This window comes from Pseudarthrobacter phenanthrenivorans (assembly GCF_036455295.1).
Classification (GTDB): domain Bacteria; phylum Actinomycetota; class Actinomycetes; order Actinomycetales; family Micrococcaceae; genus Arthrobacter; species Arthrobacter phenanthrenivorans_C.
Genome location: NZ_JAYXNX010000017.1, coordinates 42,666 through 66,093, shown reverse-complemented (window position 1 = coordinate 66,093; position 23,428 = coordinate 42,666). Strand labels below are relative to the sequence as shown.

The 23,428-nt window shown below is 65.4% G+C and carries 21 protein-coding genes and 1 pseudogene; 10 read left to right on the top strand and 12 right to left on the bottom strand.

Annotated elements, in window-relative coordinates:
- Window positions 1-34 precede the first annotated feature (34 nt).
- Window positions 35-745, bottom strand: coding sequence for an alpha/beta fold hydrolase (locus VXJ37_RS17990; protein ID WP_331324404.1), 711 nt, complete (start codon window positions 743-745; stop codon window positions 35-37).
- 76 nt (window positions 746-821) lie between these two features.
- Window positions 822-1,112 (bottom strand): zinc-ribbon domain-containing protein, encoded by a 291-nt coding sequence (locus tag VXJ37_RS17985; RefSeq protein WP_331324403.1) that lies wholly within the window; start codon window positions 1,110-1,112, stop codon window positions 822-824.
- A gap of 90 nt (window positions 1,113-1,202) precedes the next feature.
- Between VXJ37_RS17985 and VXJ37_RS17980 the strand changes: the two genes are divergently transcribed.
- Window positions 1,203-2,354 carry a GGDEF domain-containing protein gene (locus VXJ37_RS17980; RefSeq protein ID WP_331324415.1) on the top strand — a complete coding sequence of 384 codons (1,152 nt, stop codon included), beginning with the start codon at window positions 1,203-1,205 and terminating at the stop codon, window positions 2,352-2,354.
- Window positions 2,355-2,401: 47 nt separating this feature from the next.
- Here the strand turns inward: VXJ37_RS17980 and VXJ37_RS17975 are convergent, their stop codons facing one another.
- Genes VXJ37_RS17975 through VXJ37_RS17945 form a run of 7 tightly spaced genes read right to left on the bottom strand, consistent with a single transcriptional unit; the run spans window position 2,402 to window position 9,682 of the window.
- Window positions 2,402-3,517 (bottom strand): Gfo/Idh/MocA family protein, encoded by a 1,116-nt coding sequence (locus VXJ37_RS17975; protein WP_331324402.1) that lies wholly within the window; start codon window positions 3,515-3,517, stop codon window positions 2,402-2,404.
- Window positions 3,502-4,200, bottom strand: a complete 699-nt coding sequence (locus tag VXJ37_RS17970) for a ThuA domain-containing protein (protein ID WP_331324401.1) — start codon at window positions 4,198-4,200, stop codon at window positions 3,502-3,504. Before VXJ37_RS17970 ends, VXJ37_RS17975 begins: the two co-directional genes overlap by 16 nt.
- Before the next feature lie 48 nt (window positions 4,201-4,248).
- A complete protein-coding gene (locus tag VXJ37_RS17965; RefSeq protein WP_331324400.1) occupies window positions 4,249-5,253 on the bottom strand; it encodes a sugar phosphate isomerase/epimerase family protein in 1,005 nt (334 codons plus the stop codon).
- Between the two features lie 50 nt (window positions 5,254-5,303).
- Complete coding sequence (locus tag VXJ37_RS17960; protein ID WP_331324399.1) at window positions 5,304-6,482, bottom strand: Gfo/Idh/MocA family protein; 1,179 nt, start codon at window positions 6,480-6,482, stop codon at window positions 5,304-5,306.
- Window positions 6,483-6,514: 32 nt separating this feature from the next.
- Window positions 6,515-7,420, bottom strand: a complete 906-nt coding sequence (locus VXJ37_RS17955; RefSeq protein WP_331324398.1) for a carbohydrate ABC transporter permease — start codon at window positions 7,418-7,420, stop codon at window positions 6,515-6,517.
- A gap of 1 nt (window position 7,421) precedes the next feature.
- Window positions 7,422-8,357, bottom strand: a complete 936-nt coding sequence (locus VXJ37_RS17950) for a carbohydrate ABC transporter permease (RefSeq protein ID WP_331324397.1) — start codon at window positions 8,355-8,357, stop codon at window positions 7,422-7,424.
- Window positions 8,354-9,682: an extracellular solute-binding protein gene (locus VXJ37_RS17945; protein ID WP_331324396.1), complete on the bottom strand. Its 1,329-nt coding sequence runs from the start codon at window positions 9,680-9,682 to the stop codon at window positions 8,354-8,356. The genes VXJ37_RS17950 and VXJ37_RS17945 overlap by 4 nt, the downstream gene beginning before the upstream one ends.
- Window positions 9,683-9,917: 235 nt before the next feature.
- Between VXJ37_RS17945 and VXJ37_RS17940 the strand changes: the two genes are divergently transcribed.
- Both VXJ37_RS17940 and VXJ37_RS17935 read left to right on the top strand, forming a co-directional pair.
- A complete protein-coding gene (locus VXJ37_RS17940; protein WP_331324395.1) occupies window positions 9,918-10,961 on the top strand; it encodes a LacI family DNA-binding transcriptional regulator in 1,044 nt (347 codons plus the stop codon).
- Window positions 10,962-11,008: 47 nt separating this feature from the next.
- Window positions 11,009-12,196 (top strand): mandelate racemase/muconate lactonizing enzyme family protein, encoded by a 1,188-nt coding sequence (locus VXJ37_RS17935; protein ID WP_331324394.1) that lies wholly within the window; start codon window positions 11,009-11,011, stop codon window positions 12,194-12,196.
- Here VXJ37_RS17935 and VXJ37_RS17930 read toward each other — a convergent pair.
- Window positions 12,189-13,295 (bottom strand): LacI family DNA-binding transcriptional regulator, encoded by a 1,107-nt coding sequence (locus VXJ37_RS17930; RefSeq protein ID WP_331324393.1) that lies wholly within the window; start codon window positions 13,293-13,295, stop codon window positions 12,189-12,191. The two genes, VXJ37_RS17935 and VXJ37_RS17930, sit on opposite strands and share 8 nt — an antisense overlap.
- A gap of 173 nt (window positions 13,296-13,468) precedes the next feature.
- Here VXJ37_RS17930 and VXJ37_RS17925 point away from each other — a divergent pair, with 173 nt between their 5' ends.
- The 5 genes and pseudogenes from VXJ37_RS17925 (at window position 13,469) to VXJ37_RS17905 (ending at window position 18,223) form a co-directional block, all read left to right on the top strand.
- On the top strand, window positions 13,469-14,326 hold the full coding sequence (locus VXJ37_RS17925; protein WP_331324392.1) for an ABC transporter substrate-binding protein: 858 nt from the start codon (window positions 13,469-13,471) through the stop codon (window positions 14,324-14,326).
- Window positions 14,327-14,417: 91 nt separating this feature from the next.
- Entirely contained in the window at window positions 14,418-15,206 is a 789-nt protein-coding gene (locus VXJ37_RS17920; RefSeq protein WP_331324391.1) for an amino acid ABC transporter permease, read from the top strand.
- Window positions 15,203-15,982 (top strand): amino acid ABC transporter ATP-binding protein, encoded by a 780-nt coding sequence (locus VXJ37_RS17915; RefSeq protein WP_331324390.1) that lies wholly within the window; start codon window positions 15,203-15,205, stop codon window positions 15,980-15,982. The genes VXJ37_RS17920 and VXJ37_RS17915 overlap by 4 nt, the downstream gene beginning before the upstream one ends.
- Window positions 15,982-17,024, top strand: a pseudogene (locus VXJ37_RS17910) (Gfo/Idh/MocA family protein). The gene VXJ37_RS17915 and the pseudogene VXJ37_RS17910 overlap by 1 nt, the downstream one beginning before the upstream one ends.
- 77 nt (window positions 17,025-17,101) lie before the next feature.
- Window positions 17,102-18,223 (top strand): NAD(P)/FAD-dependent oxidoreductase, encoded by a 1,122-nt coding sequence (locus VXJ37_RS17905; RefSeq protein WP_331324389.1) that lies wholly within the window; start codon window positions 17,102-17,104, stop codon window positions 18,221-18,223.
- A 63-nt stretch (window positions 18,224-18,286) separates the two neighbouring features.
- Here VXJ37_RS17905 and VXJ37_RS17900 read toward each other — a convergent pair whose 3' ends face one another.
- Window positions 18,287-19,786, bottom strand: a complete 1,500-nt coding sequence (locus VXJ37_RS17900; protein WP_331324388.1) for a SulP family inorganic anion transporter — start codon at window positions 19,784-19,786, stop codon at window positions 18,287-18,289.
- Window positions 19,787-19,971: 185 nt separating this feature from the next.
- On the opposite strand from VXJ37_RS17900, the gene VXJ37_RS17895 reads away from it, so the two are divergent.
- Both VXJ37_RS17895 and mptB read left to right on the top strand, forming a co-directional pair.
- The gene (locus VXJ37_RS17895) at window positions 19,972-20,373 is read left to right on the top strand and encodes a MerR family transcriptional regulator (RefSeq protein WP_331324414.1); all 402 of its coding nucleotides are present in this window, start codon (window positions 19,972-19,974) and stop codon (window positions 20,371-20,373) included.
- 176 nt (window positions 20,374-20,549) lie between these two features.
- The gene (gene mptB / locus VXJ37_RS17890) at window positions 20,550-22,169 is read left to right on the top strand and encodes a polyprenol phosphomannose-dependent alpha 1,6 mannosyltransferase MptB (protein WP_331324387.1); all 1,620 of its coding nucleotides are present in this window, start codon (window positions 20,550-20,552) and stop codon (window positions 22,167-22,169) included.
- Here the strand turns inward: mptB and VXJ37_RS17885 are convergent.
- Window positions 22,166-23,422: a glycosyltransferase 87 family protein gene (locus VXJ37_RS17885; protein WP_331324386.1), complete on the bottom strand. Its 1,257-nt coding sequence runs from the start codon at window positions 23,420-23,422 to the stop codon at window positions 22,166-22,168. The genes mptB and VXJ37_RS17885 overlap by 4 nt on opposite strands.
- Between the last annotated feature and the right edge of the window lie 6 nt (window positions 23,423-23,428).

Here is a 23,428-nt window from a genome sequence, read left to right as displayed (position 1 = left end):
GACCGAGGTGCCAACGCGCAAGAGTGTGTCTTCCTCAATCCGTGCGGGTGTGATCGACTGCCGACAGGATGGCCTGCGCCAATTCGGCAGGCTTGGTGAACTGCGGCCAGTGGCCGGTGGGCAGGTCGACGAACTCGACATCCCGGATTCGGCTCAGCTCGGCAATCAATGGCTGGCCCGCAGCCATCCACTCGCGGAGCATGGCGGAGGGGAACTCACAGGTGATGACCGTGGCCGGAACGTTGTAGCGGCGCTGGTCATGCAGGTGCAGGCTGCCGTACGCCACACCCCGGGGTTCAGGGATGGCACGTGCCCGGAATTCCTGCCGCAGCCGGTCATCAAGGTCCACCAGGTCGGCGTCATCAAAGCTCTCCCAGGGCGGGAGTGGGACGTCGTCCCCCTCGGCCGGCAACTCATCGTTGATGACGCCGCCATCGGCCAGCGGACCGCTGTCCACGTAGATGGCCTGCTTCACCTTTTCCGGCCGCGCGTCCACCACACCGTGGATGATCGCCCCGCCCCCTGAATGGCCCACCAGCACCACCCCGCCCGGGAGGCCGTCGACGACCTCCACGACGGCGTCGACATGGTCCTGCAGGGTGATGCCCGTGCGGCTTGTGTCCACGGACTCCTTGCCGGGAAGCGTGAGGAGGTGAAGGTGGTGTCCTGCTGCTTCCAAAACCGGGGCCACCTTCTCCCAGGAGGAGGCGTCCAACCAGAAACCGGGAACCAGGATGATGTCCATGGCGAAACCCTACTCCCCACTCCCACCGCGGAATACTTGTGTTCCTGCCGGCGCGAAAGGCAGGGATTCCAACCTTTTACCGGCCCGTTTCCAGCGCCCGCTTCTGGCGTCCACTGATGGACGAGACATAGCCGCAGTTGGTGCATGTAATGCGGAATTTCCGCGAGACGGTGAGCACCGGGATGAAGAACAGCGTGAACTTTGTCGCCTGTTCCTCCAGGAGGTGGTAGATGAATGCCCCGCAGTGCTGGCAGGTCGCCGCGCGGCCCGGCAGGGCCCTGAGGGCAGTCTTGAATCCGAAAAGAAGGAGCATTGCCGGCCTTTCGTCGTCCGGGTGGTACCCACCAGCGTAGGCGGGTTTGGGCATTTACGATCGGGGTAAGGATGCCCATGCACCGTGGGTGGGTGCGATACTGGCGTGGGCAGCACTCGGGTTTTCTGGGGGGACTTCTGGCACATGGTTCTGGATACGGCAACCCTTCGCGCTGCGTTTGGCCTGATGGCCCTGGTGCTGGTGGTCCTTTTCTACTTTTCCGCATACAGGGTGACGCGCTCACCGTACAGTGCGTGGTGGTGCGGCGCGCTGCTGTTCTTCCTGGCCGGATCGGGCTGTTTTCTCCTGGATGGAACGCCGCAGCAGGTGTGGGCCAACCCGGTGGGAAACACGCTGCTGGTCCATGGCGGGGTTGCGGTCTGGGCGGGCGCCCGCTCACTGCGCACTGTCCGGCCGCCTAGGTGGGCCTTCACGGCCATCCCGGTGGTGACCCTCGTGGCATCGGCGCTGGACCACCCGGCCACCAATGTCTGGTCCGGCGGACCCGTGTTCCTTGCGGCGATGAGCCTCACGATTGGGCTGGCCTCCCGGGAGTTGTGGCGGCTGGAGCCTGGCTATTCACGGGTCCGCATCCCCATGGCGGTTGCGGCCGGCGCACTTTCCATCTTCTATTTCTTCCGCTGCGTGGCCCTGCTCCTGGAGGGCCGGGACGGTCCCATCTTCACCACCGTCTTCGGTTCCGCCGTCACCACGCTGGTCACCATGGTGTTGCTGGTAGTGGTGTCTTTCAGCATGGCCGCACTCAGCACCGAACAACAGACCCGTGCTTTGCGCGTGGTGGCGAGCCGGGATGACCTAACGGGGCTGCTGAACCGCAAGGCGTTCATTGAACTGGCAGCGGAGCAACTCGCTGACCGAACCATTACCGGCGGCTCGGGGGCCCTGATCCTGGCGGACCTGGACCACTTCAAAACGGTCAATGACACCTACGGCCACGCAGCGGGTGACCTTGCGTTGCAGGCTTTCGCTGAGGCGTGCCTGGCCACGGTGCGCTCCACGGACCTGACCGGCAGGTACGGCGGGGAGGAGTTCGTCATCCTTGTTCCGGGCGCCAGCGCCGAACGGGCCGAGATCATCGCCGAGGAGATCAGCAGGCGCCTGGCCGGGACTGAAACAGCGCACGGCATGGAGATGCCCACCGCGAGTTATGGCATTTCCACTTACGACGGCGGGACCTCCGACGTGGACGATCTCATCGCTGCCGCAGACGCGGCCCTGTACAGGGCCAAGTCGCTGGGCAGGAACCGCGCCGCCCGCAGCGACGGACTGTACTAGCCCCACCTGCAAGCAGCGGCGCGGTTCCCGTGATCGCATTTCCTGCCCTAGCGCGTCTGGACGGCTTCTTCCTGTTCAGCCAGGACGGTCAGCGGCACGCCCTCCGGCCGCTCCACCGTGCTCTGGATGGAGACCGTCATCCCGCTGTGCGCGGCCTTGAGCACGGATTCCATGACCTCCAGGACGTGATAGGCCAGGGTCCCTCCCGCACGCGGTTCCTTGCCCTGCGGGGTGGAAGCCAGGTCTGCAATGCCGAACCCGCGTCCGGAGTCGATGTAACCTGCGGAGGCGGGAAGTGTTTCCCAGTCCTCGGCGCCCAGGGAGAACAGCTGGACCTCGCCGTCGAAGTGGTTGGGGTCCGGCACCACCAGGGACCCGCGCTCGCCGTGGATTTCGATGTTCGGGGACTTGGACTTCACGGCGTCGAAGCTCATGAACAGGGTGGACAGGGCTCCGGAAGCGTGGACCAGGATGCCGGTGACGTGGGAATCAATGGTGACCGGTACCTTTTCGCCCTGGCGGGGGCCGGAGCCGATGGTGCGTTGGTTGCGGGTGTGGCTTGCTGCGCCGATGACCGACACCACTGGGCCCAGCAGCGTCACCAGGGCGGTGACGTAGTAGGGGCCCATGTCCAGGAGGGGGCCCCCGCCGGGCTGGTAGTAGAAGTCGGGGTTGGGGTGCCAGCGTTCGTGCCCTGGGGTGACCATGGTGGCCGAGGCCGAGATGGCGGCGCCGATCAGGCCGTCGTCGATCGCTTTGCGGGCGGTCTGGATCCCGGTGCCCAGCACGGTGTCAGGGGCACAGCCGACGGTGACGCCTGCGTGGCGTGCTGCGTCCAGCACCTGGCGTGCTTCTTCGGTGGTCGCTGCCAGCGGCTTTTCGCCGTAGACGCTCTTGCCGGCCGCGATTGCCTTCAGCGCAACGTCAGCATGCGCCGCGGGGATGGTCAGGTTCAGGACCAGGTCGATGTCGTCAGCGGCGAGCAGTTCCTCCACGGAGACGGCGCGGACGCCGTCGTAGTCATCCGCCACGGCCTGGGCGCGCGCCGGATCCAGGTCCGCCACGGCCACCAGTTGGATCTGGTCCAGCCGCCGGAAATTGGTGAGGTACTGGGCGATGATGGCTCCACAGCCAATGATTCCGACTTTCAACGGCTTGCCCACAGCAGGCCCCTTTCGATGATGGTGCGTACGTTTTGGTCCTGAAGGATTTCCACCCGGTGCCCGGGGGTGCAGACGAAGATCCGGCCCTTGCCCCACTGCCGGGTCCAGATCGCGGGGGAGGTCACTTCCCGGTGCCAGGGATCCCACTCGCGGACTTTCTGGGTGGTGGTGGCCAGGACATCGATGTAGTCGTCAGCGAGGACCCAGTACTGTTCGGTGACCAGGTCGAAGTCCTTGATGCCCTTGGTGATCGGGTGTTCGGCGGCTGCGGGCAGCATGTTGACGGTGTAGGGCACATAGTTGTCCGACTGCTCGCCCACACATTCGTCCGGGTGCTTGCCGGGGTGGCAGGCGAACTGCCCGCCGATCAGGTGCAGGTAATCGGAGGTGTTCCGGTACGAATCGGCGATCCCGCCGTGCCAGCCGGCCAGGCCGGTGCCGTTTTCCACGGCTGCCCGCAGTCCGGCAAATTCGTCCTTTTCGATGGTGCTCATGGTCATGCACTGCATGATCAGGTCCACCCCTGCCATGTACCCGGCGTCGGCATAGACCTTGGGGGATTCCTCCACCCGGACGTCATAGCCGTTGGCCTTGAGATAGGGAATAAAGAGCTCGGTGGCCTCGTAGGGCTGGTGGCCGTCCCAGCCGCCGCGGACGACCAGCGCATTCTTGCGATCTGTCATTGAAGTTTCCTTTGTCTGGCTGCCGGCTTGTGCCGGCAAGGCTTGGGGTCAGTGGCTGGAGAAGGCGGCGTCGAAGGCGGCTGCGGGCGGCGCAATCCGGGCAAGGTCCTGGACCATGGCCAGCGCCTGGGGGGCGCCGATAAGCCGGTCCATGCCGGCGTCCTCCCATTCGATGCTGGTGGGACCTTCGTACCCGATGGCGTTCAGCGTTCGGAAGATCCTGTTCCACTGCACATCGCCATGCCCTGCCGTGACGAAATCCCAGCCGCGCCGGGGGTCCGCCCAGGCCAGGTGCGAGCCGAGCCGGCCGTTGCGGCCGTCAAGCTGACGGACCGATTCCTTGACGTGGACGTGGAAGATCTTGTCCGCAAAATCCTGCAGGAACATCACAGGGTCCAGGTCCTGCCAGATGAAGTGGGACGGATCGAAGTTCAGGCCGAAGCTCTCCCTGTGGCCGATCGCGTCAAGGGTGCGCTTGGCCGTCCAATAGTCGTAGGCGATTTCGGAGGGGTGGACTTCCAGGGCGAACCGGACACCCTCCTCCTCGAACACATCGAGGATGGGATTCCAGCGGTCGGCGAAGTCCTGGTACCCGGCGTCGATCATGGACTGCGGGGCCGGCGGGAACATGGCCACGGCCTTCCAAATGGAGGAACCGGTGAACCCTGTCACGGTCTTCACACCAAGGCGGGCGGCCGCGCGGGCGGTGTCCTTCATGGCTTCCGCGGCCCGGCGGCGTACCCCTTCGGGTTCGCCGTCGCCCCAGGTCTCTGCCGACAGGATGCCCTGGTGGCGCTCGTCGATGGGGTCGTCACACACAGCCTGCCCGGTCAGGTGGTTGGCGATGGCGAACACCTTGAGGTTGTTCTTCTCAAGGATGTCCAGCCGGCCCTGGAGGTAGTTGTCGTCCTCTGCCGCCCGGCGCGGATCAAGGTGGTCGCCCCAGCAGGCGATCTCCAGCCCGTCAAAGCCCCACTCGCCGGCAAGCCGGGCAACCTCCTCGAATGGCAGGTCGGCCCACTGGCCGGTAAAGAGCGTGATTGGTCGTGTCATGTGTGTTCCTAGATCTGCTTGAAGCGTTCTTGCCTTTGCCGGGCAACTGTTCAGACTTTTTGCCACTGGCTGGAGTTGGCGGCGCTGGATTCGACGGCGGCGAGGACCCGCTGCACCTGAAGGGCGTCGGCAAAGGACGGTTCCGGTTGGCGGCCTTCACCGATGGCGGCGACCAGGTCCACCACCTGGTGGGTGAAGCCGTGCTCGTAGCCCAGGCCGTGGCCCGTGGGCCACCAGTTCCCCACATAGGGGTGTTCGGGTTCGGTGACAAAGATCCGGCGGAAGCCCGCGTCGGGGGACTCCGCCGCATCATAGAAGGACAGGACGTTCATGTCCTCGAAATCGAAGGCAAGGGAACCCTTGGGGCCGTTTACTTCCAGGCGCATGGCGTTCTTCCTGCCCAGCGCATAACGCGTCGCTTCGAACACGCCGATGGGGCCGCCGTCGAACTTTGCACTGAAGATGGCCGCATCATCGACGGTGACCGCACCGCGCGGGGCGTCGCTGCTGAGGTCGCCGTGCCCGCCAAGGCCCACCAGGTCACCGGCCACCGGGCGTTCCCGGACGAAGGTCTCCAGCATTGCCGATACCCCGCTGATGTTCAGGCCGGTAACCCACTGCGCCGCGTCGATGCTGTGCGCCCCGATGTCGCCCAGCGAGCCGGAGCCGGACCTGCTCTTGTCCAGCCGCCACGTCATGGGGGCGTTGGCATCCGAGAGCCAGTCCTGCAGGTATTGGCCACGGACGTGGCGGATTTCGCCGAGCCTGCCCTGATCCACGAACCGCTTGGCCAGGGCAAGCGCCGGGGTACGGCGGTAGCTGAAGCCGCACATGGAGAAGACGCCGTTCTTTGCGGCAGTTTCGGCGGCGAGCGTCATCCGCTCGGCTTCCTCGACGGAGTTGGCCAGCGGCTTTTCGCACAAGACATGCTTTCCGGCCTCAAGGGCGGCGATAGCGATCTCGGCGTGGGTGTTGCCGGGTGTGCAGATATCGATCAGGTCGATGTCGTCGCGCTCGATCAGGCGGCGCCAGTCCGTCTCAACCGAGTCCCAGCCGAGCTTGTCCGCGGCTGCCCGGACGCCGTCGGCATTCCTTCCGGCCACCGCGGTGAGCTGTGGCTCCAGCGGCAGGTCGAAGAACCGGGGTGCGGTGCGCCAGGCGTGGGAGTGGGCTGCGCCCATGAAGGCGTAGCCCACCATTCCGACCCGCAGGGGCTTTGCGGTGGTCATGTTGAAAAGTCCTTTCTGGAAATCCCGGATCTTTATTTGCTGAAGCCGGCGGTCAGGCCTGCCAGCAGCTGGCGGCGGCCGATGACGTACAGCACCAGGATGGGGAGGGTGCTGAGCACCACGGAAGCGAGCACGGCGGGGATGTTGACGCTGAACTCACCCTGGAAGGTCCACAGGCCCAGGGGCAGGACCCGCAGGCTGGGGCTCTGGGTGAGGACCAGCGGAAGCAGGAAGCCGTTCCAGACGTGCAGGCCGTTATAGATGGCAACGGTCACGATGGCCGGGCGGGTCAGGGGGAGGGCCAGCCGCCACATGGTCTGCCACTCGCTGCAGCCGTCCAGCCGCATGGACTCGAACAGTTCGTTTGGGACATCGCGGATGAAGTTGGACAGGATGAGCACCGTCAGCGGGATGGCGAAGGCTATGGAGGGCAGCATCAGGGCCAGCAGGCTGTCGTACAAGTTAAGCCGGATGATCATCAGGTAGATGGGGATGATCGTGGCCTGCAGCGGGATGGCAAGGCCCATCAGGAACATGCCGTTCACCAGCTTGAGGAACCTGCCGGCGCCACGGACGATGGCGAAGGAGGCCATGAAGGAAACCAGCACGGTGGGAATCACTGAACCGAGGGTCACGATGGCGCTGTTAATGAAGTACGTTGCGAAGTCCGCCTCGAGGACCATCTGGTAGTTCTCCAGCGTGGGTGACGTGGGCAGCGCCAGTGGATTCTGGCCGAAGTAGCCCGCCTGGGTCTTAAGGCTGGTGATCACCACGTAGTAGACCGGCAGGATGATGATGGCCAGCCAGAGCCAGCCGCCCAGGCCGCCGGGGACGTTGAGCCGCCGCAACCTTGTGCCGAGGCCCCGATTGGGGGCTGCGGAGTAGCCCACCATTCCGGCGCGGGCCTCCTGGGTATTGCTTTTCAGGACGGTGCTCACCCTACAAACCTTCCAGTTGGCTGCCCTGCTTGTCCTTGCCCCCAAGGCGCTGGAGGAACAAGGCGAGTGCAAGGCCGATGATGACGAGGATGACGGCGATGACGCTGGCCGGCCCCATGAGGTTGGCCCGGAAGCCGCGGAGGTACATGTCCAGCGCCAGGATCCGGGTGGAGTTGCCCGGGCCGCCGCCCGTGAGGACGAAGATCAGGTCGAAGTAGGTCAGCGAACCCACCACCATGAGGGTTGAGGAGGTGATGATGGTGTACTTCAACTGCGGCAGGGTGATGTGGAAGAACTGCTTGATGGTCCCGGCGCCGTCGATCTGCGCTGCCTCATACAGCGACTTGGGGATCTGCCGCACGCCGCCCTGGTAGATGAGCGTGTGGAACGGGACGAACTGCCAGGCGATGACGAAGATGACCAGGCCCAGCGCAAGCTGGGGAACGCCCAGCCAGTCCTGCGCCAGGAACGGCAGCCCCAGGCCTGTTGCCAGGCCGAAGTTAGGGTCCAGCAGCGCCTTGAAGGCAATGGCGACGGCGGCGGAGGACAAGAGCAGCGGCAGGAAGTACAGCACGGCAAGGGCGGCGCGGTAGCGCTGGCTGCCGGCCGTGAAGACACCCAGGAGCAGGCTGATGGGGGTCTGGACCAGCCACGAGACGATCATGATCAGGAAGGTCAGCCCCAATGCGTTGTACAGCCCGGGATCCGCCAGCACTGAGAACCAGTTATCCAGGCCCGCCGCCCCGATGGCACCGATCCCGTCCCAGCTGGCGAAGCTCAGGATGAGCACGCCGGCCAGCGGGACGACGGCGAACACCAGGAAGAAGAACAGCGCCGGCAGCGTCAGCCACGCCAAGGCCGTCTTGCGCTGTTCCGTTGGTTTGGAACTGGCCGGCCGGACTGCAGCCCGGGGGGCAGTGGAGACGGCGTTACTCATTTGCCCAGCGTTGCGTTCATGTTTTCGGCGAACTGCTGCGGCGTGATCGACTTCAGGAACAGCTGGTCGATGTTGTTCAGCAGCGCCTCGGCGGCGGTGGGGCTGAGCGCCTGGTCCCAGGACTGCTGGAAGTTCGGTGCATTCTTGGCCATGCCATAGACGAAGTTGAGGAACTCCTTGTCCTCGGACGTGTTCAGCTTGTTTTCGATGCCGTTGACGATTGGCACCGAGCCGGAGTTGATATAGGCGTCAATGACCGTGTCAGTCAGGATGCCGTCCTTGAAGAATTTCTTGGCGGATTCCTTTTCCTTGTCCGAGGCTTTGGAGGAGATGGACATGTACTGGGCAGGGTTTCCAACACCGTTCTTCGGGTCTCCCTTGCCGCCGGCCACGGTGGGGAACGGCACGAAGCCCAGTTTCCCGTTCTGGACGAAGTTCTGGCCCGCCTTCTTCATTGCCCCGTAGGTCCATGAACCGTGCAGCATCATGGCTGCCTTGCCGGAAAACAGGAGTGCCTGGTCCGCCTGTGAATCCGCGGTGATGGAGGAGAACCCCTTGATGAAGCCGTCGGCGGAGACGAGCTCCTGGATCTTCGTGCCCGTCTGGATGACCGCCGGATCCATCCAGGCATTGGGCTTGCCCTCAAAGATGGCGTTGAACACTTCGGGTCCGCCGATGCGGTCCAGGAGGTATTCCAGCCACATCATGGAGGTCCAGCGTGACTGGCCACCCAGCGAGAAGGGCGCCACGCCCATATCGTTGAAGGTCTTGACGAGGGACATGATGTCGTCCCAGGTCTGGGGCGGCTGCACGCCCGCCTTCTGGAAGAGTTCCTTGTTGTAGAACAGGACAATCGGGGCGATGTACTGGTTGGGCAGGGCATAGATTTTGCCGTTGACGGTGGCGGCGCCGAATACCGACGGGAAGAACTTCTTCTTCAGGTCCGGGTTCTGGTCAAACCAGCCGGTCAGGTCGTCCACCTGGTTGGCCTCGGCGTAGGTTTTGAGGCCGCCACCGCCCCAGCCGTAGATGATGGTGGGTGCCTGGTTGGCCCCGATGGCGGTCTTGATCTTGGTCTTGTAGGCGTCGTTCTGGAAATACGTGACGGTGATCTTGTCCGCTGAGTTGGCCGAGTTGAAGGCATCCACAGCCTTCTGCATGGTGGTCTGGTTCGGTTCGCCGGACAAGTACCACATGCTGGCGCCGCCTCCGCCGCTGGAAGCACCCGGACCCGACGTGCCGCAGGCACTGGTGGCGGCAACGGCAAAGGGAGTAAGGGCAGCGAGGGCGAGGAAAGAGCGCCGGGAGGTCTGGGGTTGCTTCATTGCTTCTCCATTGTGAAATTTGCAGTCGGGTACGGGCTAAGGCTCCGCAGTTAGTTCGAAACATTTCGAACGGTGATATAGGTCACGGTCTAAACTAAAACGCGAAAGAACCGCGGAGTCAAGGGATCGTAGAGGATATTTTCTACCTGCTCCTGCGAGGAAAGCCTGCTTGACGCAAGACCGGCCGGGTCTACAGAATGAACTCACTTCAAAACCTTCGAAAGATTGCGAACCCATGACGACCAGAACGCCGGAGCGGGCCAAGCCAACGCTCGCCACCGTGGCCAGGCAGGCGGGGGTTTCGGCACCTACTGTTTCCAAAGTGGTCAACGGCCGCGATGATGTGGCCCCGGAAACCAGGGCGCGGATTCTGGCTGCCCTGGAGCAGGCGGGGTATCGGTCACCCGTGCAGCGCCGGGCGGCTGCGGAAAGCGGAACAGTGGTCGAAGTGGTCATCGATGTGCTCGACTCCGCCTACACCATCCAGGTGCTGAACGGGATCCTGCAGTTTGCCGCCGGAGCGGACGTGGAAATCCTGGTGAGCGTGACAGGGCAGCCCACCCCGGGAAGGCAAACCCCGGAACGCCGCGCCCAGCGCATGCTTGAGGAGGGCAGGGCCGGGATGATCGTGGTCACTTCGGCCTTCAGCGAGGCGCAACTGCACGCGTTCCGGCGGCGCCAGATCCCGGTTGTGGTGATCGATCCCCTCAATCCGCCCTCTGCCGATGTGGTCAGCGTTGGCGCCACCAACTGGGCAGGCGGCAAGGCCGCCACGGAACATCTGCTGGGGCTGGGCCACCGGCGCATCGCCTACATCGGCGGGATCGAGGACGCTGAATGCAACCAGGCGCGGCTGCACGGCTACATGGCTGCCCTGATGGCTGCCGGAGTACCCGTGGACCCGGCTTACATTGTCTCCGGCGGCAGGTTCCGGACCGAAAGCGGTGTCCGTGGCTTCAAAGAGCTGCTCAGAGTCGCCGCCCTTCCCACCGCCATCTTCGCCGGCAGCGATGCCATTGCCCTGGGTGTCCTCAGCGAAGCGCGGCACCATGGGATCAGGGTGCCGGAGGACATCAGCCTCATCGGCTTTGATGGCACCAACCAGGGTGAGCAGTCGGTCCCCTCGCTGACCTCTGTGGCGCAGCCGCTTGAGGAAATGGGGCGGGCGGCCTTGAGGTCGCTCCTGCGCCAGGCGCAGGGGGAGGTCCTGGATTCCCACCGGGTGGAGCTGGCCACGCATGTCATTGTCCGCGAGTCCACCGCCCCTCCCGCCGGCTGACCGCTGCCGACGATGCGGCGCCGGCGCCCACAAGGAAAAGGCAACGCATGAGAATCACCAAGCTCGACACCGTGGTGGTGGACTTCTACCGGACGAACCTCATCTTCGTCCGGCTGTTCACCGACGAGGGCCTCACCGGCATCGCCGAGGCCACGCTTGAGGGCCAGGAGCACGCAGTCGCCGGCGCCGTTGCCATCCTTGCCGGAGCGGTGGCGGGCAAGGATCCCACCCGGATCAGCCAGACCATCTACGAACTCAACCGTGACGCCTACTGGCGCGGCGGCCCGGTGTCGATGACAGCCCTCAGTGCCCTTGAGATGGCGATGTGGGATGTCTCGGCCCGCGCCTTGGGCGTTCCCGTGCACCGGATGCTGGGCGGCCAGGTCCGCGACCGGGTTCGGGCGTATGCCAACGGTTGGTTCTCGGGGGCCGCGACGCCGGAGGAGTTTGCAGAGGCAGCCGTCCAAACGGTCGCCCAGGGATTCCGTGGACTCAAATGGGATCCGTTCGAAGCTGCCGACCTCACCCTTGGCCCCCGGGACCTGCGCCGCATGCTTGAGCCGGTCGCGGCTGTGCGCGAGGCAGTAGGTGATGACGTCGAGCTGTTCATTGAAGGGCATGGCCGCTTCGATGTCCCCACCGCAATCCGCGTGGCCCGGGAGCTGGAACCGTTCCAGCCGGTCTTCTTCGAGGAGCCCTGCCCGCCGGACGGAATCGACGCGCTCGTCGAAATCCGCTCAAAATCTCCGGTCGCAATTGCCGCGGGGGAGCGGTGGATGGGGCGGAATACGTTCATCCCGGCCCTGTCGCGCAAGGCCGTGGACTACATCCAGCCTGACGTCACCCACGCCGGGGGCCTGCTGGAACTGTCGTTTATTTCTACCCTGGCAGCGGCGCACTACGTTCCCTTCGCGCCACACAATCCGAGCGGACCGCTCAGCACCGCCGCTACCCTGCAACTCGGCGCGACCCTGCCTAATTTCCGCTATCTGGAGATCATGGCAACAGACGTGCCGTGGCGCAGCGAGATCTCAAATGAACGCCTCGAACTGACGGCGGAGGGCGACGTCCTGATCCCCCAGGGGGTGGGCCTGGGAATCGAACTGGACTATGACGCCATCGCCGGGCACCCCTTCACGCCGCATCCCATGCGGATCTTCAGCGACGCCGTGGCTGACATCCGTCCCCCCGACGCCCGTTCCTTCTTCAACCTGGAGAAGGCCGGCATCAGTTGAACCGGGCCGCGAGTTCTTCCCGGTCCGGGTCACCTTCCGTCCGGCAGGGCCCTACCGACCCCCGCCGCACCAGGGTGGCCGTGAACTGCGCGGGAGCGGCGGCCGGCAACCCCTCCATTTGCCGGATCAGCGCCTTGGCTGCCGCCACACCCATGTTGTAGACGGGCTGCGCTATGACTGTGAGGGGCGGGGTTGTCAGCCTGGTCCACGCGAAGTCGTCGTACATCAGGAAGGAAACATCCGCCGGAATGGCCAGACCCAGTTCCTGGATGGCTTCCACCACGCTGAGGGCGATCAGGCCGTCGGAGGCCACGACGGCGGTTGCCCGGTCCGGCCCTCGCAGCACCTCGCGGGTGATGCTGCGGATGGAGTCTTCATCGCCCGCATTCAGCCGGACCAGGTCCTCCGGAAACGGCAGCCCGGACTCCAGGAAGGCCCCCCGCATGCCGTCGATACGGTCGGCGATCTGTGAGGATTCCAGTGTCATCCCGGGTGTGTACGGGGTCTCCGTCCGCAATGTGGAGATGAAGGCGATGCGCCGGTGTCCGGCGTCGAGCACGTACTGCGTGGCCTCCCGCGAGATCCTTGCCATGTCCACGGCCATGGTCTCCACGGGCATCCCGCCGGCGGTGCGGTCGATGAAGACCAGGGGGCGCCCGGACCTGTGCACCTCCTGGAGGTGCCCGGTGTCCACTGAGGACGCGGGAGCGACGATCAGCCCGTCCACCCGCTTGTCCAGCAGGACCCGTACCGCGTCAACTTCCGCAGCGCGGTCCTCGTCCGTATTGACCAAAATGACGTTGTAGCCGGCCTTTTTGGCGGTGTCGGTGATACCCCTTGTGGCGAGGCCGAAGTGGGGGTTTTCAATGTCGCCCACCACCACGCCGATGGTGTGCGATTTGCCCGTGTTCATGCTGCGCGCCAGCTCGTTCGGCCGGTAGGAAAGGGCCTCCGCCGCAGCCAGGACGCGCTCGCGGACGTCATCGCTCACAGCGCCGTAATTGCCCAGTGCGCGGGCGGCCTGGGCCTTGGACACCTGGGCGGCCTTTGCGACGTCGGCAACGGTGACGTCCCGCCGTCGCGCTCCTTCAGCGCTCATCTTCACCTTTCGCAGGGGCTGTTGACGCCCCCTGTGACTTCCGCTACATTTCTATCCATCGATGTGAGTCCGGTCTCAATCCTAGGTTGTGAGACCGGACTCAACAAGAGCATCGGCGACTTTCTTCGGCGGCCCTGACAGCACCGCCTCCCTCCCAACGATTGGACAACGCTGTGAAGAAAAAGAATCTCCGCCCGGCTGGAATTGCAGCCGCAGCACTCGCTGCGGTCCTGGCCCTTTCCGGCTGCAGCTCCACCACCGCGGCCTCCACGACGGAAGACAACCCGTACGGGCTGATCCAGCCCGGCACCATCCGCGTGGCAAGCCTCGGTGACTCCAAGCCGTACACATTCGCGGACGCCTCCGGCAACTTCACCGGCTTCGACGTGGAACTCTTCAAGGACGTGGCCCACCGGGCCGGTGTGGACAATGTGGTCTTCACCGGCCAGGACTTCTCCGGCCTCCTCGCCGCGGTAGCCAATGGGCAGTTCGACGCCGGCGTCGCCGCGATCGGCATCACGGACAAGCGCAAGGAAACCGTGGACTTCTCAGACGGCTACCTGGCCGGCTACCTGACCGTGATCACCACCAAGACGTCGGGCATCACGAATGTGGACAGCCTGGCCGGCAAGCGCCTCGGTGTAGTCCAGGGAACCCTGCAGGAGGCCTATGCGGTGAAGAACTTCACCTCCGCCAGCCTGGTGCGATTCCCGGACAACAACACGGCCATCGCGGCGCTGAACAGCGGAACCGTTGACGCGCACTTCCTCGACTACGAAGCCGCCAAAGCCTACGAAGCCCAGCACGGACTGGTCAGTGCCGCTGACATTCCGTCCTTCGACGCCCCGGCGGGATTCGCCGTGGCCAAGGGCAAGACGGCGTTCAAGGAAGCCCTGAACAAGGGCCTGGCCGCGGCCATGGAGGACGGCACCTGGAAGAGGCTCTACCAGAAGTGGTTCCCGGGTTCGCCGATGCCTGAACAGTACCTGCCCAAGGCCGAACAGACCGCCTCGCCGTCCCCGAGCAAGTAATCCGGCAAATAAGCCTTCGGGCGCAAAGCCGGGCGGGCTGCACCAAGCGGCCTGCCCGGCACCTCCAAACAATCAACGTCTGAGAGCGACCATGGACTGGCTCAACACCATCATCCGAACTTTCTTCGACTTCGGCGCTATGGCCGAGGTCCTGCCCCAACTCCTGGCGGTCGGCCTGCTGAACACGCTGATCATCTCCATCGCCGCAACCGTCCTCGGCACGATGCTGGGAATGATGGTGGCCGTCATGGGCATCTCGCCTTCGAAGTGGCTGCGGGTTCCGGCCAGGATCTACACGGATCTCTTTCGCGGCCTGCCCGCAATCCTCACCATCCTGCTGATCGGCCAGGGCTTCGCCCGGCTCAGCCAATCGGTCTTCGGCCCGTCACCGTACCCGCTGGGCATCATCGCCCTGAGCCTGATCGCCAGCGCCTACATCGGCGAGATCTTCCGCGCCGGGATCCTGAGCGTGGACAAGGGCCAGGGCGAAGCCTGCCGGGCCCTGGGCATGAGTTACGCCAAGTCCATGGCCCTGGTGGTGGTCCCGCAGGGCGTCCGACGGGTGCTGCCGGCCCTGGTGAACCAGTTCATCGCCATCGTCAAGGACTCCTCCCTGGTCTACTTCCTGGGCCTGCTGGTCAGCGAACGCGAATTGTTCCGCGTGGGCCAGGACGCCGCCGTGCTCTCCGGCAACCTCTCACCCCTGGTCGCCGCCGGCGTCTTCTACCTGGTGATCACCGTCCCGTTGACGCACCTGGTGAACCATTTCGACAACAAGTTCCGCACCGGCCGCCGCCGCCCCGCGCCACCGACCAGCGGCCTGAACGAAGTCAAGGACCTCGAAGCGGCCTCGCCGCTGACCACCGGGAGCAACACATGAACACCCCCACCCCCACCAAAAACAGCACCGCGCAGGAAGCCCCGACGTTCCACGGTTCCAGCCTGGAACTGCGCAACCTGACCATGGCCTACGGCGAGATCGAGGTCCTGCGCAACGTCAGCCTCACCGTCGCCCCGGGCACCACCACCTGCATCATCGGCCCCTCCGGTTCGGGTAAATCAACCCTGCTGCGCGGCATCAACCGGCTGCATGAACCCAAAAGCGGGGACGTGCTCCTGGCCGGGGACACCATCCTGGGCACCAATCCGGACACCCTGCGCACCCGCATCGGGATGGTCTTCCAGCACTTCAACCTCTTCCCGGACCACACTGCCGAAGAGAACGTCGCCCTGGCACTCTGGGCCGTGAAGGGCATGCCCAAGGCCCAGGCCATGGCCAAAGCCCGGCAGCGCCTGGCCGAAGTGGGCCTCGCCGAACGCGCTGACCACCGCCCCCGCGACCTCTCCGGCGGCCAGCAGCAACGCGTCGCCATCGCCCGCGCCCTGGCCATGGAACCGGAAGTCATGCTCTTCGATGAAGCCACCAGCGCCCTGGACCCCGAACTGGTCAAAGGCGTCCTGAACCTCATGGCCGGCCTCGGCAGGCGCGGCATGACCATGCTCGTGGTCACCCACGAAATGGGCTTTGCCCGCAAAGTCGCAGACCAGGTGGTCTTCATGGACGAAGGCGAAGTCGTCGAAGCAGGCACTCCCACCCAACTCTTCGACAACCCCAGCAGCGAACGCCTCCAACGCTTCCTCTCCGAGGTGCTCTGATGGCTACCGTTGCAGCGGCACCCATCCGGACCGCCGTCGTCGGCTTCGGCATCTCGGGCAAGGTGTTCCATGCCCCGCTGATCGCCGCGAATCCGGAGTACTCGCTGGACGTGATCGTCACGGCCCAGCCTGCCCGGGCGGCCGAAGCCGCACGGCTGTACCCCCAGGCCCAAATCGTGGCCACGGCGGAGGAGCTCTTCGCCCTGTCCGCAAACCTGGACCTGGTTATCCTGGGTACCCCGCCGCACACCCACTTTGGCCTCGCGGCCACGGCCATCGCCCACGGCCTGCACGTGGTGGTGGACAAGCCGTTCGTGCCCACCTCCGCCCTGGGGGAGGAACTGGTCAACAGGGCGGACGACGCCGGGGTGCAGCTTACGGTCTTCCAGAACCGCCGGTGGGATGCAGACTTCCTGACCCTCCAGAAGGTCCTGGCCTCCGGAGCGCTGGGGCAGGTCACCAGCTTCGAGTCGCGCTTCGAATGGTGGCGGCCGGAAGGGTTCGGGAACTGGCGGGACACCGTGTCCCTTGCCGAAGGCGGCGGCATCCTGCACGATCTCGGCGCCCACCTGATCGACCAGGCCATCCAGTTGTTTGGCCCTGTGGAACGGAGCTACGGCGAGACGGCGAACCGCGGCCCGCATCCGGACGCGGCCGATACCGAAGCCTTCGTGTCACTGCTGCACGCCTCGGGAGTCCGTTCACGCCTGTGGATGAACGGCATGGCTGCACAGGCGGGTGCCCGCTTCCACGTCCTCGGTTCAAAAGCCGGTTACACCACGTGGGGACTGGACGGCCAGGACCCTCCCTCGCGGCCGGGATGCCGCCGTCGGACCCTGCATATGGCCTCGACCCCCAGGAGTCATGGGGGCTCCTGGGCGTCGATGGGGCAACGTCTCCCGTCCCTGCCGAACGCGGCAGCTACCCGGAGTTCTACGTGCAGCTGGCAGCCGCCCTCCGGGGTGATGGTCCGTTGCCCGTCGATCCCGCCGGCCCGCTCGAAGTCCTGAAGGTCATCGAGGGCATCCACGCCCTGGCCTGACGTCCCGCACACCGACCTCTTCTTTGACGCACCGTTCGCGTCCCCCATCACCACGAATTCCACAGAAAGGGACACCAATGTCCACTGTTACAGCCACCAAGCGCGTCGCCATCATCGGTGGCGGCATCCTGGGCGTTTCCACCGCCGTTCACCTGCTCCGTGAAGGCGCCTCCGTGATCCTCCTGACTGAGCGCGGGCTGGCCAGCGAAGCCAGCGGCCGCTCCCTGTCCTGGCTCAACTCAGCGGGCGAACGGTCCACCCCATACCACCAGCTGCGGGTCGCCGGAGTGGACCGCTACCGCACCCTCTTCGCCTCGGACCCCAAGCGGGAGTGGCTCCAGTTCGGCGGCGGACTCATGTGGAACGCCGCGGGACAGAGCGCGGCTACAGAGGCCCGCCACGCTTACGAAAAGTCCATCGGCTACGACTCCAAGCTGCTTGCCCCGGAAGAAGTCGACGCAGCCACCCCCGGCATCGATTCCAGTGCCGTGCCGGACAACGCCATCTTCAACCCCGGCGAAGGCTGGGTCAGCCTGCCGGACCTGATCGACTTCCTGATGGAGGAGTTCCACTCCCGCGGCGGTGAACTGGTCCTCAACGCCGGCAAGGCCTCCGTTATGGTGGCGGGCGGCCGCACTACCGGCGTGGAGACCTCGTCCGGCGGGACCTACCCGGCCGATGCCGTCCTGGTGGCGTGCGGGGCAGCGACGCCCGCCGTCGTCGAACCCCTGGGTGTGCACATCCCCAATGGTTCGCCGGTGTCCATGCTGGTGGTGACCAAGCAGGTGCAGCACGAGGTGACCGCGGTGATGAACACCCCGCGCGCCGCCCTCCGGCCCAACCCCGGCGGCACGTTCGCACTGGACCACGACTGGTACGAGGAACACATCACCGAGCACGCGGACGGCTCCTTCACCATTCCGGACGAGGTGGCGCAGGAACTGGCGGATGAGGCGTCCAGGCTGGTTGCCGGCAACCCGGAGCTGAAGCCCGCTTCCTGGAAGATGGGCTACAAGCCGATCCCGGGCGACGGCGAACCGGTCCTGGGCGAACTGGGCCAGGTGCCCGGCTGCTTCGTGGCGTTCACCCACTCCGGAGCCACGCTGGGCCTCATCGCCGGCGAACTGCTCGCCGGTGAGATCCTGACCGGCAGGAAGCACCCCATGCTGGCCTCTTTCCGGCCCGCGCGCTTCTCCTAGGACACCCATGGCAAAGAAGCGGGGCCGCAGATTGCAGCCCCGCTTCCTCGCGCGTTCCGGAAGTCAGGCACCCAGGTGCCCCGTAAGCCGGCGGTGGAAGCCGGTGCTGCGTTCATCGAGGCCTTCGATTGCCACCGCTGCACCGTGATCCGCGTATTTTGTTTCGATCGAGTCCAGGGCGGCCACGGTTGATGCATCCCAGATCTGCGCACGGCTGAGGTCGATGGTCACTGCGGCCGGATCGTCGGCGTACGCGAACTGCTCCACCAGGTCATTGCTGCTGCCGAAGAACAGCGGCCCCACCACCTCATAACGGACGCTTTCGCCGTCCTCCGCAGGGTGCCGCTCAACGGTGATGACGTGGGCCACCCGGCGCGCGAACAGCACCATCGCCAGGACGACGCCCACCAACACGCCGTAGGCAAGGTTCCCCGTGAGGACCACGACCGCCACCGTGACGCCCATGACCATGGTCTCGGGGATGGGCATCCGCTTAAGGGTGGACGGTTTGAGGCTGTGCCAGTCCACAGTGGTCACCGCGACCACCATCATCACCGCGGCCAGGGCCACCATGGGAATCTGCCCCATGATCGAACTGAGCCCGGTCACCAGGGCCAGCAGGAACAGTCCCGCCACGAACGTGGATATCCGGGTACGGGCCTGGCCGGTCTTCACGTTGAGGACGGTCTGGCCGATCATGGCGCAGCCGGCGATGCCACCGTAAAGGCCTGCCACGATGTTGGAGACGCCCAGCGCCCAGGACTCGCGGCCCTTGTGGGAAGGCGTGTCGGTCATGTCATCGACGAGTTTCGCCGTGAGGAGGGTTTCCATCAGGCCGACGAAGGCCACGCTGAGGGCAGTCGGCAGGACCCGCTGGAAGGTCTCAAGGTTCACGGGGAAGAGGAACGGCGTGATGCCGGGGAGCTTGCCCGTGAGGGGTCCCTCGTCGGCGACGTTGGGCACCGTCAGGCCGGCGATGATGACGATCGCCGTGACGACGACGATGGCCACCAGCGGTGACGGCACCACCTTGGTGAACCGGGGAAGGATGAAGATGATCGCGAAGGTCAGGGCGAACAGGACGTAGGCGAGCCAGGGGGCATTTAGGACATGGGGCACCTGCGCCATGAAGATCAGTACACCCAGCGCGTTGACGAACCCGATCATCACGGAGCGCGGGATGAACCGCATCAGCCGGGCAAGGCCTGCCAGGCCAAAGACCACCTGGATCACCCCGGCCAGGATCACCGCGGGCAGGACGTATTCGACGCCGTGCTGGTGCACCAGCGGGGCGATCACCAGCGCGACGGAGCCGGCAGCGGCAGTCACCACGCCAGGGCGTCCGCCAAGGATGGACATCGCCAAGGCAAGCACGATGGAGGCGACAAGGCTCACCATGGGATCCACCCCCGCCACGATCGAAAACGAGATGACTTCCGGGACCAGGGCAAGGGTGGTGACCATGCCGGCCAGGACCTCGCGGGAAAGCTGCCGGGGAGAGCGCAGGGCCGTGAGGACGGTGACGGGTTGCCGGATGGGGCGGGTGCGGTCGGCGACGGCCAAGGGGCGGCTCCAGGGGGAGTTGGCTCTGCGGAAAGAGCGGTGTGCAACGTTTCTGCGCGCCACGATGCGCACGGGTCCAGCCCTGCCGTGGAAGACAATGGGGTGGAGGAAAGAATGCGCCGGTGACTTTCGGCTGCGCATCCAACACTACCCTAACGTGAGGGTTGAGCCGGATTGGTGACGTGATGGTGAAAGAGATGACCGCTGAAGAAGTGGTGGCGACAATGCACATCGGCGAGCTGGCGGACCGTTCGCAGATGTCCTTGCGGACCATCCGGCACTATGACGAGGTGGGATTGCTGAAGCCCTCCGGCCGCACCGAAGGCGGCTTCCGCCTGTACACCGAACGCGACTTCACCCGTCTGTTGCTGATTCGAAGGATGAAGCCGTTGGGGTTCACGCTCGAAGCCATGGGCGGCCTGCTCCGCGTCATTGACGCCTTGGAGGCAGCCGGCCCCGGCCAGGACGTGACAGACACCAGGGCGGAGTTGGACGGATTCATCGAAGAGGCAGCCAGGCGCCGGGCCAAGCTGGAGGAACAACTGGGCATGGCCGACGAGTTCCTGGCGCTTTTGCGGGCCCGGTAGGGGACTGTCCCGCAACAGGACCGGGTCCCGTACCGAATGCCGTTGCCAAACTGTGCCGTATGCATGCACCGCGTCCCGGGGCAGCAGTAAGCACGGCTGATAAAATGGCGGGGTTGCAGGGCGGCCTTCAGTGCCGGTGCAACCAGTGCCGTATCGAAGTAGGGGACCACACAATCATGACGGCAGGCGGGTCACACCTCAGGACGTCGGAAAGCCGGCCGGGCACACCGGCCGACGCCTCCGCGCCCGCCAGGGGCCGTGCCTACCTGGCTACCGTCGAAGGTTTCGTGGGCGCCCTCATGATGTTTGTTGGCTCCATCGGAACGGGATGGATCGCCAATGGTTCCCCCATGATCCGCCAGCCGGTGGTGATCGCGCTCCGCACCGAAGGCTGGGGCGTGGCCGTGTCCACCGTTCTGCTGACGGCCGGTGCCATGCTGCTGATGCGCTCCTGGCTCCGGCTGGGCCAGCGGCTGGGCGCCTACGGCGGCTCCTCGCTGCGGTCCGTGGTGGTGGCCATTTCCGCCTGGTCCCTGCCGCTGATGTTCTGCGTCCCGGTCTTTTCCCGCGATGTCTATGCCTATACAGGGCAGGGCAGGCTGGTGATGGAAGGCCAGAACCCCTATGAAGTGGGCATCTCCACCCTCAACAACTGGTTCTCGCTGGGCGCAGACCCTGCGTGGGCGGAAAACCGGACCCCCTACGGCCCGTACTTCCTGTGGCTGGCGCGCGGCGTGGTGGGACTGACCGGAGCCCAGCCTGACGCGTCCGTCCTGCTCTTCCGCGTCCTGGCCGGCGTCGGGGTCCTGCTCTGCGTCATTTTCGTGCCCAAGCTCGCGGAACTGCATGGCATCAACGGTGCGCGTGCGCTTTGGATCTCCGTGGCCAACCCGTTGTTCCTCATCAGCTTCATCGCCAGCGCCCACAACGACGCACTCATGGTGGGCCTCGCCGTCGCGGGCGTTTACCTGGCCGCCACCCGGCGGTACTTGCCCGGCATCCTCCTGGTCACGGCCTCCATCGGCATCAAGCCCATCACCGTGCTGCTGCTGCCATTCATCGGGGTCATGTGGGCGGGTCCCTCAGCCTCCTGGCCGCGGAAGTTCCTGATGTGGGCCGCGACGGCCGGCATCAGTTTCGGCGTGCTGGCACTCAGCGGGATTCCCTACAACCTGGGGATCGGCTGGACCTGGGCCATCATGGACCCCACCCCCGGCTACACAGGCTATTCGCCGTCCGGCTTCCTGGGCCAGCAGGTGGAGATGCTGGCCAACGCGCTGGGGCTGCCGGGCGGAACGCTGGCCACCTGGCTCCGGACGGCCATGAAATGGGCAGCCATCGGGCTGGTCCTGCTGCTGATGTTCCGCGGCGACTACTCCCGCGCCGTGCGCCGCATGGCCCTGGCGTTTACCGCTGTCGTGATGCTCTCGCCCATCATCCAGCCCTGGTACATCCTCTGGTTCCTGCCGTTCCTCGCCGTTACCGGCATCCGTGACGACTGGCAGATCCGCTCGCTCTATGTAGGCGTGACGTTCTTTGTGGTGTTCGGTGCCCAGGACCAGCTCTCCGTCTGGTCCTTTGTGGAACTGCCCATCAATGCCTCGTCCCTGGCGTTCTTCACTGCCCTCGCGTTCACGTTCTACCTGCTGGTCCTGGACGTGCACACGCGCAAATTGCTCATCGAAGGCAAGCCGCTGGACCTGGCCCGTCGCGGCTGGGAGTGGGCGATGGAACGCCGGGCCGCGGCAGTCGGCCAACGTGGAAGCGCCGCCGTCGAACGCCGCGAAACCCCCTAAGTTTCTGCGGGCACCTGCGCCGCGGTCTTTCGGCCCAGCTCTGCCGTGCGCTTTACGGACCACCACAGCAGCACTACCAGGAGCACGTTGCGCGTGGTGAGGATGGCCGCCATGACGGGGTGGGCGTGGATCAGCGGTGTGTAGAACAGCGGGTAGATCACGAATGTGGTCATGGCGATGCCCATCAGCAGCGCCGCGGGTACCTTCCAGCGCTCCCAGTCGTGCGTCAGGCCGGCGATGATCACCGGCGCGAGCCAGATGATGAACTGCGGGGAGCCCACCTTGTTGAACACGATGAATGCGGTGACCATCATGAGCGAACCCTCGAGGAACAGTTCCTCCCGCTCCGCGCCGCGGCGCATGGCGCGCACCAGCAGGACGGCGGCCGTGACCGCTGCCAGCACCAGCAGCGGCTGCATCAGGAAGGCCGCGGTACTGGCGCCCGGGCCGTACACCTCGGTGGAGTTGATGGCCGTGTTGTCCGCCATTTTCGAGCCGGCGATGTGCAATACGCTCAGCCAGACCCAGGGGGTGGAGAAGGTGGCCTCAAGCTGCATGCCGCGTTCGCCCTGGTTGAGGAGGAAGTCCATGATGTGCGGCAGGCCGCCGGTCAGCCAGGTGCCCAGACCGACGGCGGCGGTGACGGCGGCGCCGGCGAGGACCACCTGGATGCGCTTGTGGCTGGCGATGACGATGGGGACCAGGACGGCCGCGGGCCACACCTTGATCCAGGTGGCGATGCTGAGCAGGACCCCCGCCACCACGGGCCGTTCGGCCGCGTAGAGCAGCGCGATCAGGACGATCGGCGCCGTGATGCCCTCCACCCGGGCGAAGCTCAGGTAGCCCATGAAGACGGTGAAGAACAGCCACCACCAGGCCGGTGCTATGCCTGTCACTTTCCGGGGGCCGCGGGTGAGATAGAGCAGACCGACGGCGTTGAGCGCCGTGATGATCAGGAACCAGACCAGAAGATAGAGGCGCGGCCCCGCGATATTCGCGAGGAAGATGGGGATCTGCGCCAGCACCGGATAGACCCAGGGGCTGATCTTTCCTGTCAGGTCAGCCGGGTTGTAGCCGGCAGTGGCCCACTGCCGGTACTGCTCGGTGTCGCTGAACGTGTCGCCGTTCAGGAAGAAGGACGCCATCCAGCCCAGGAAGTACAGGTGGACGACGGCGAAGCCCCACCAGACGCTGGAGGGGCGGGCGAACCAGTCCACCACCTTTGCCGGCAGGACCCTGCTGCGGACCGTCACCAGGCG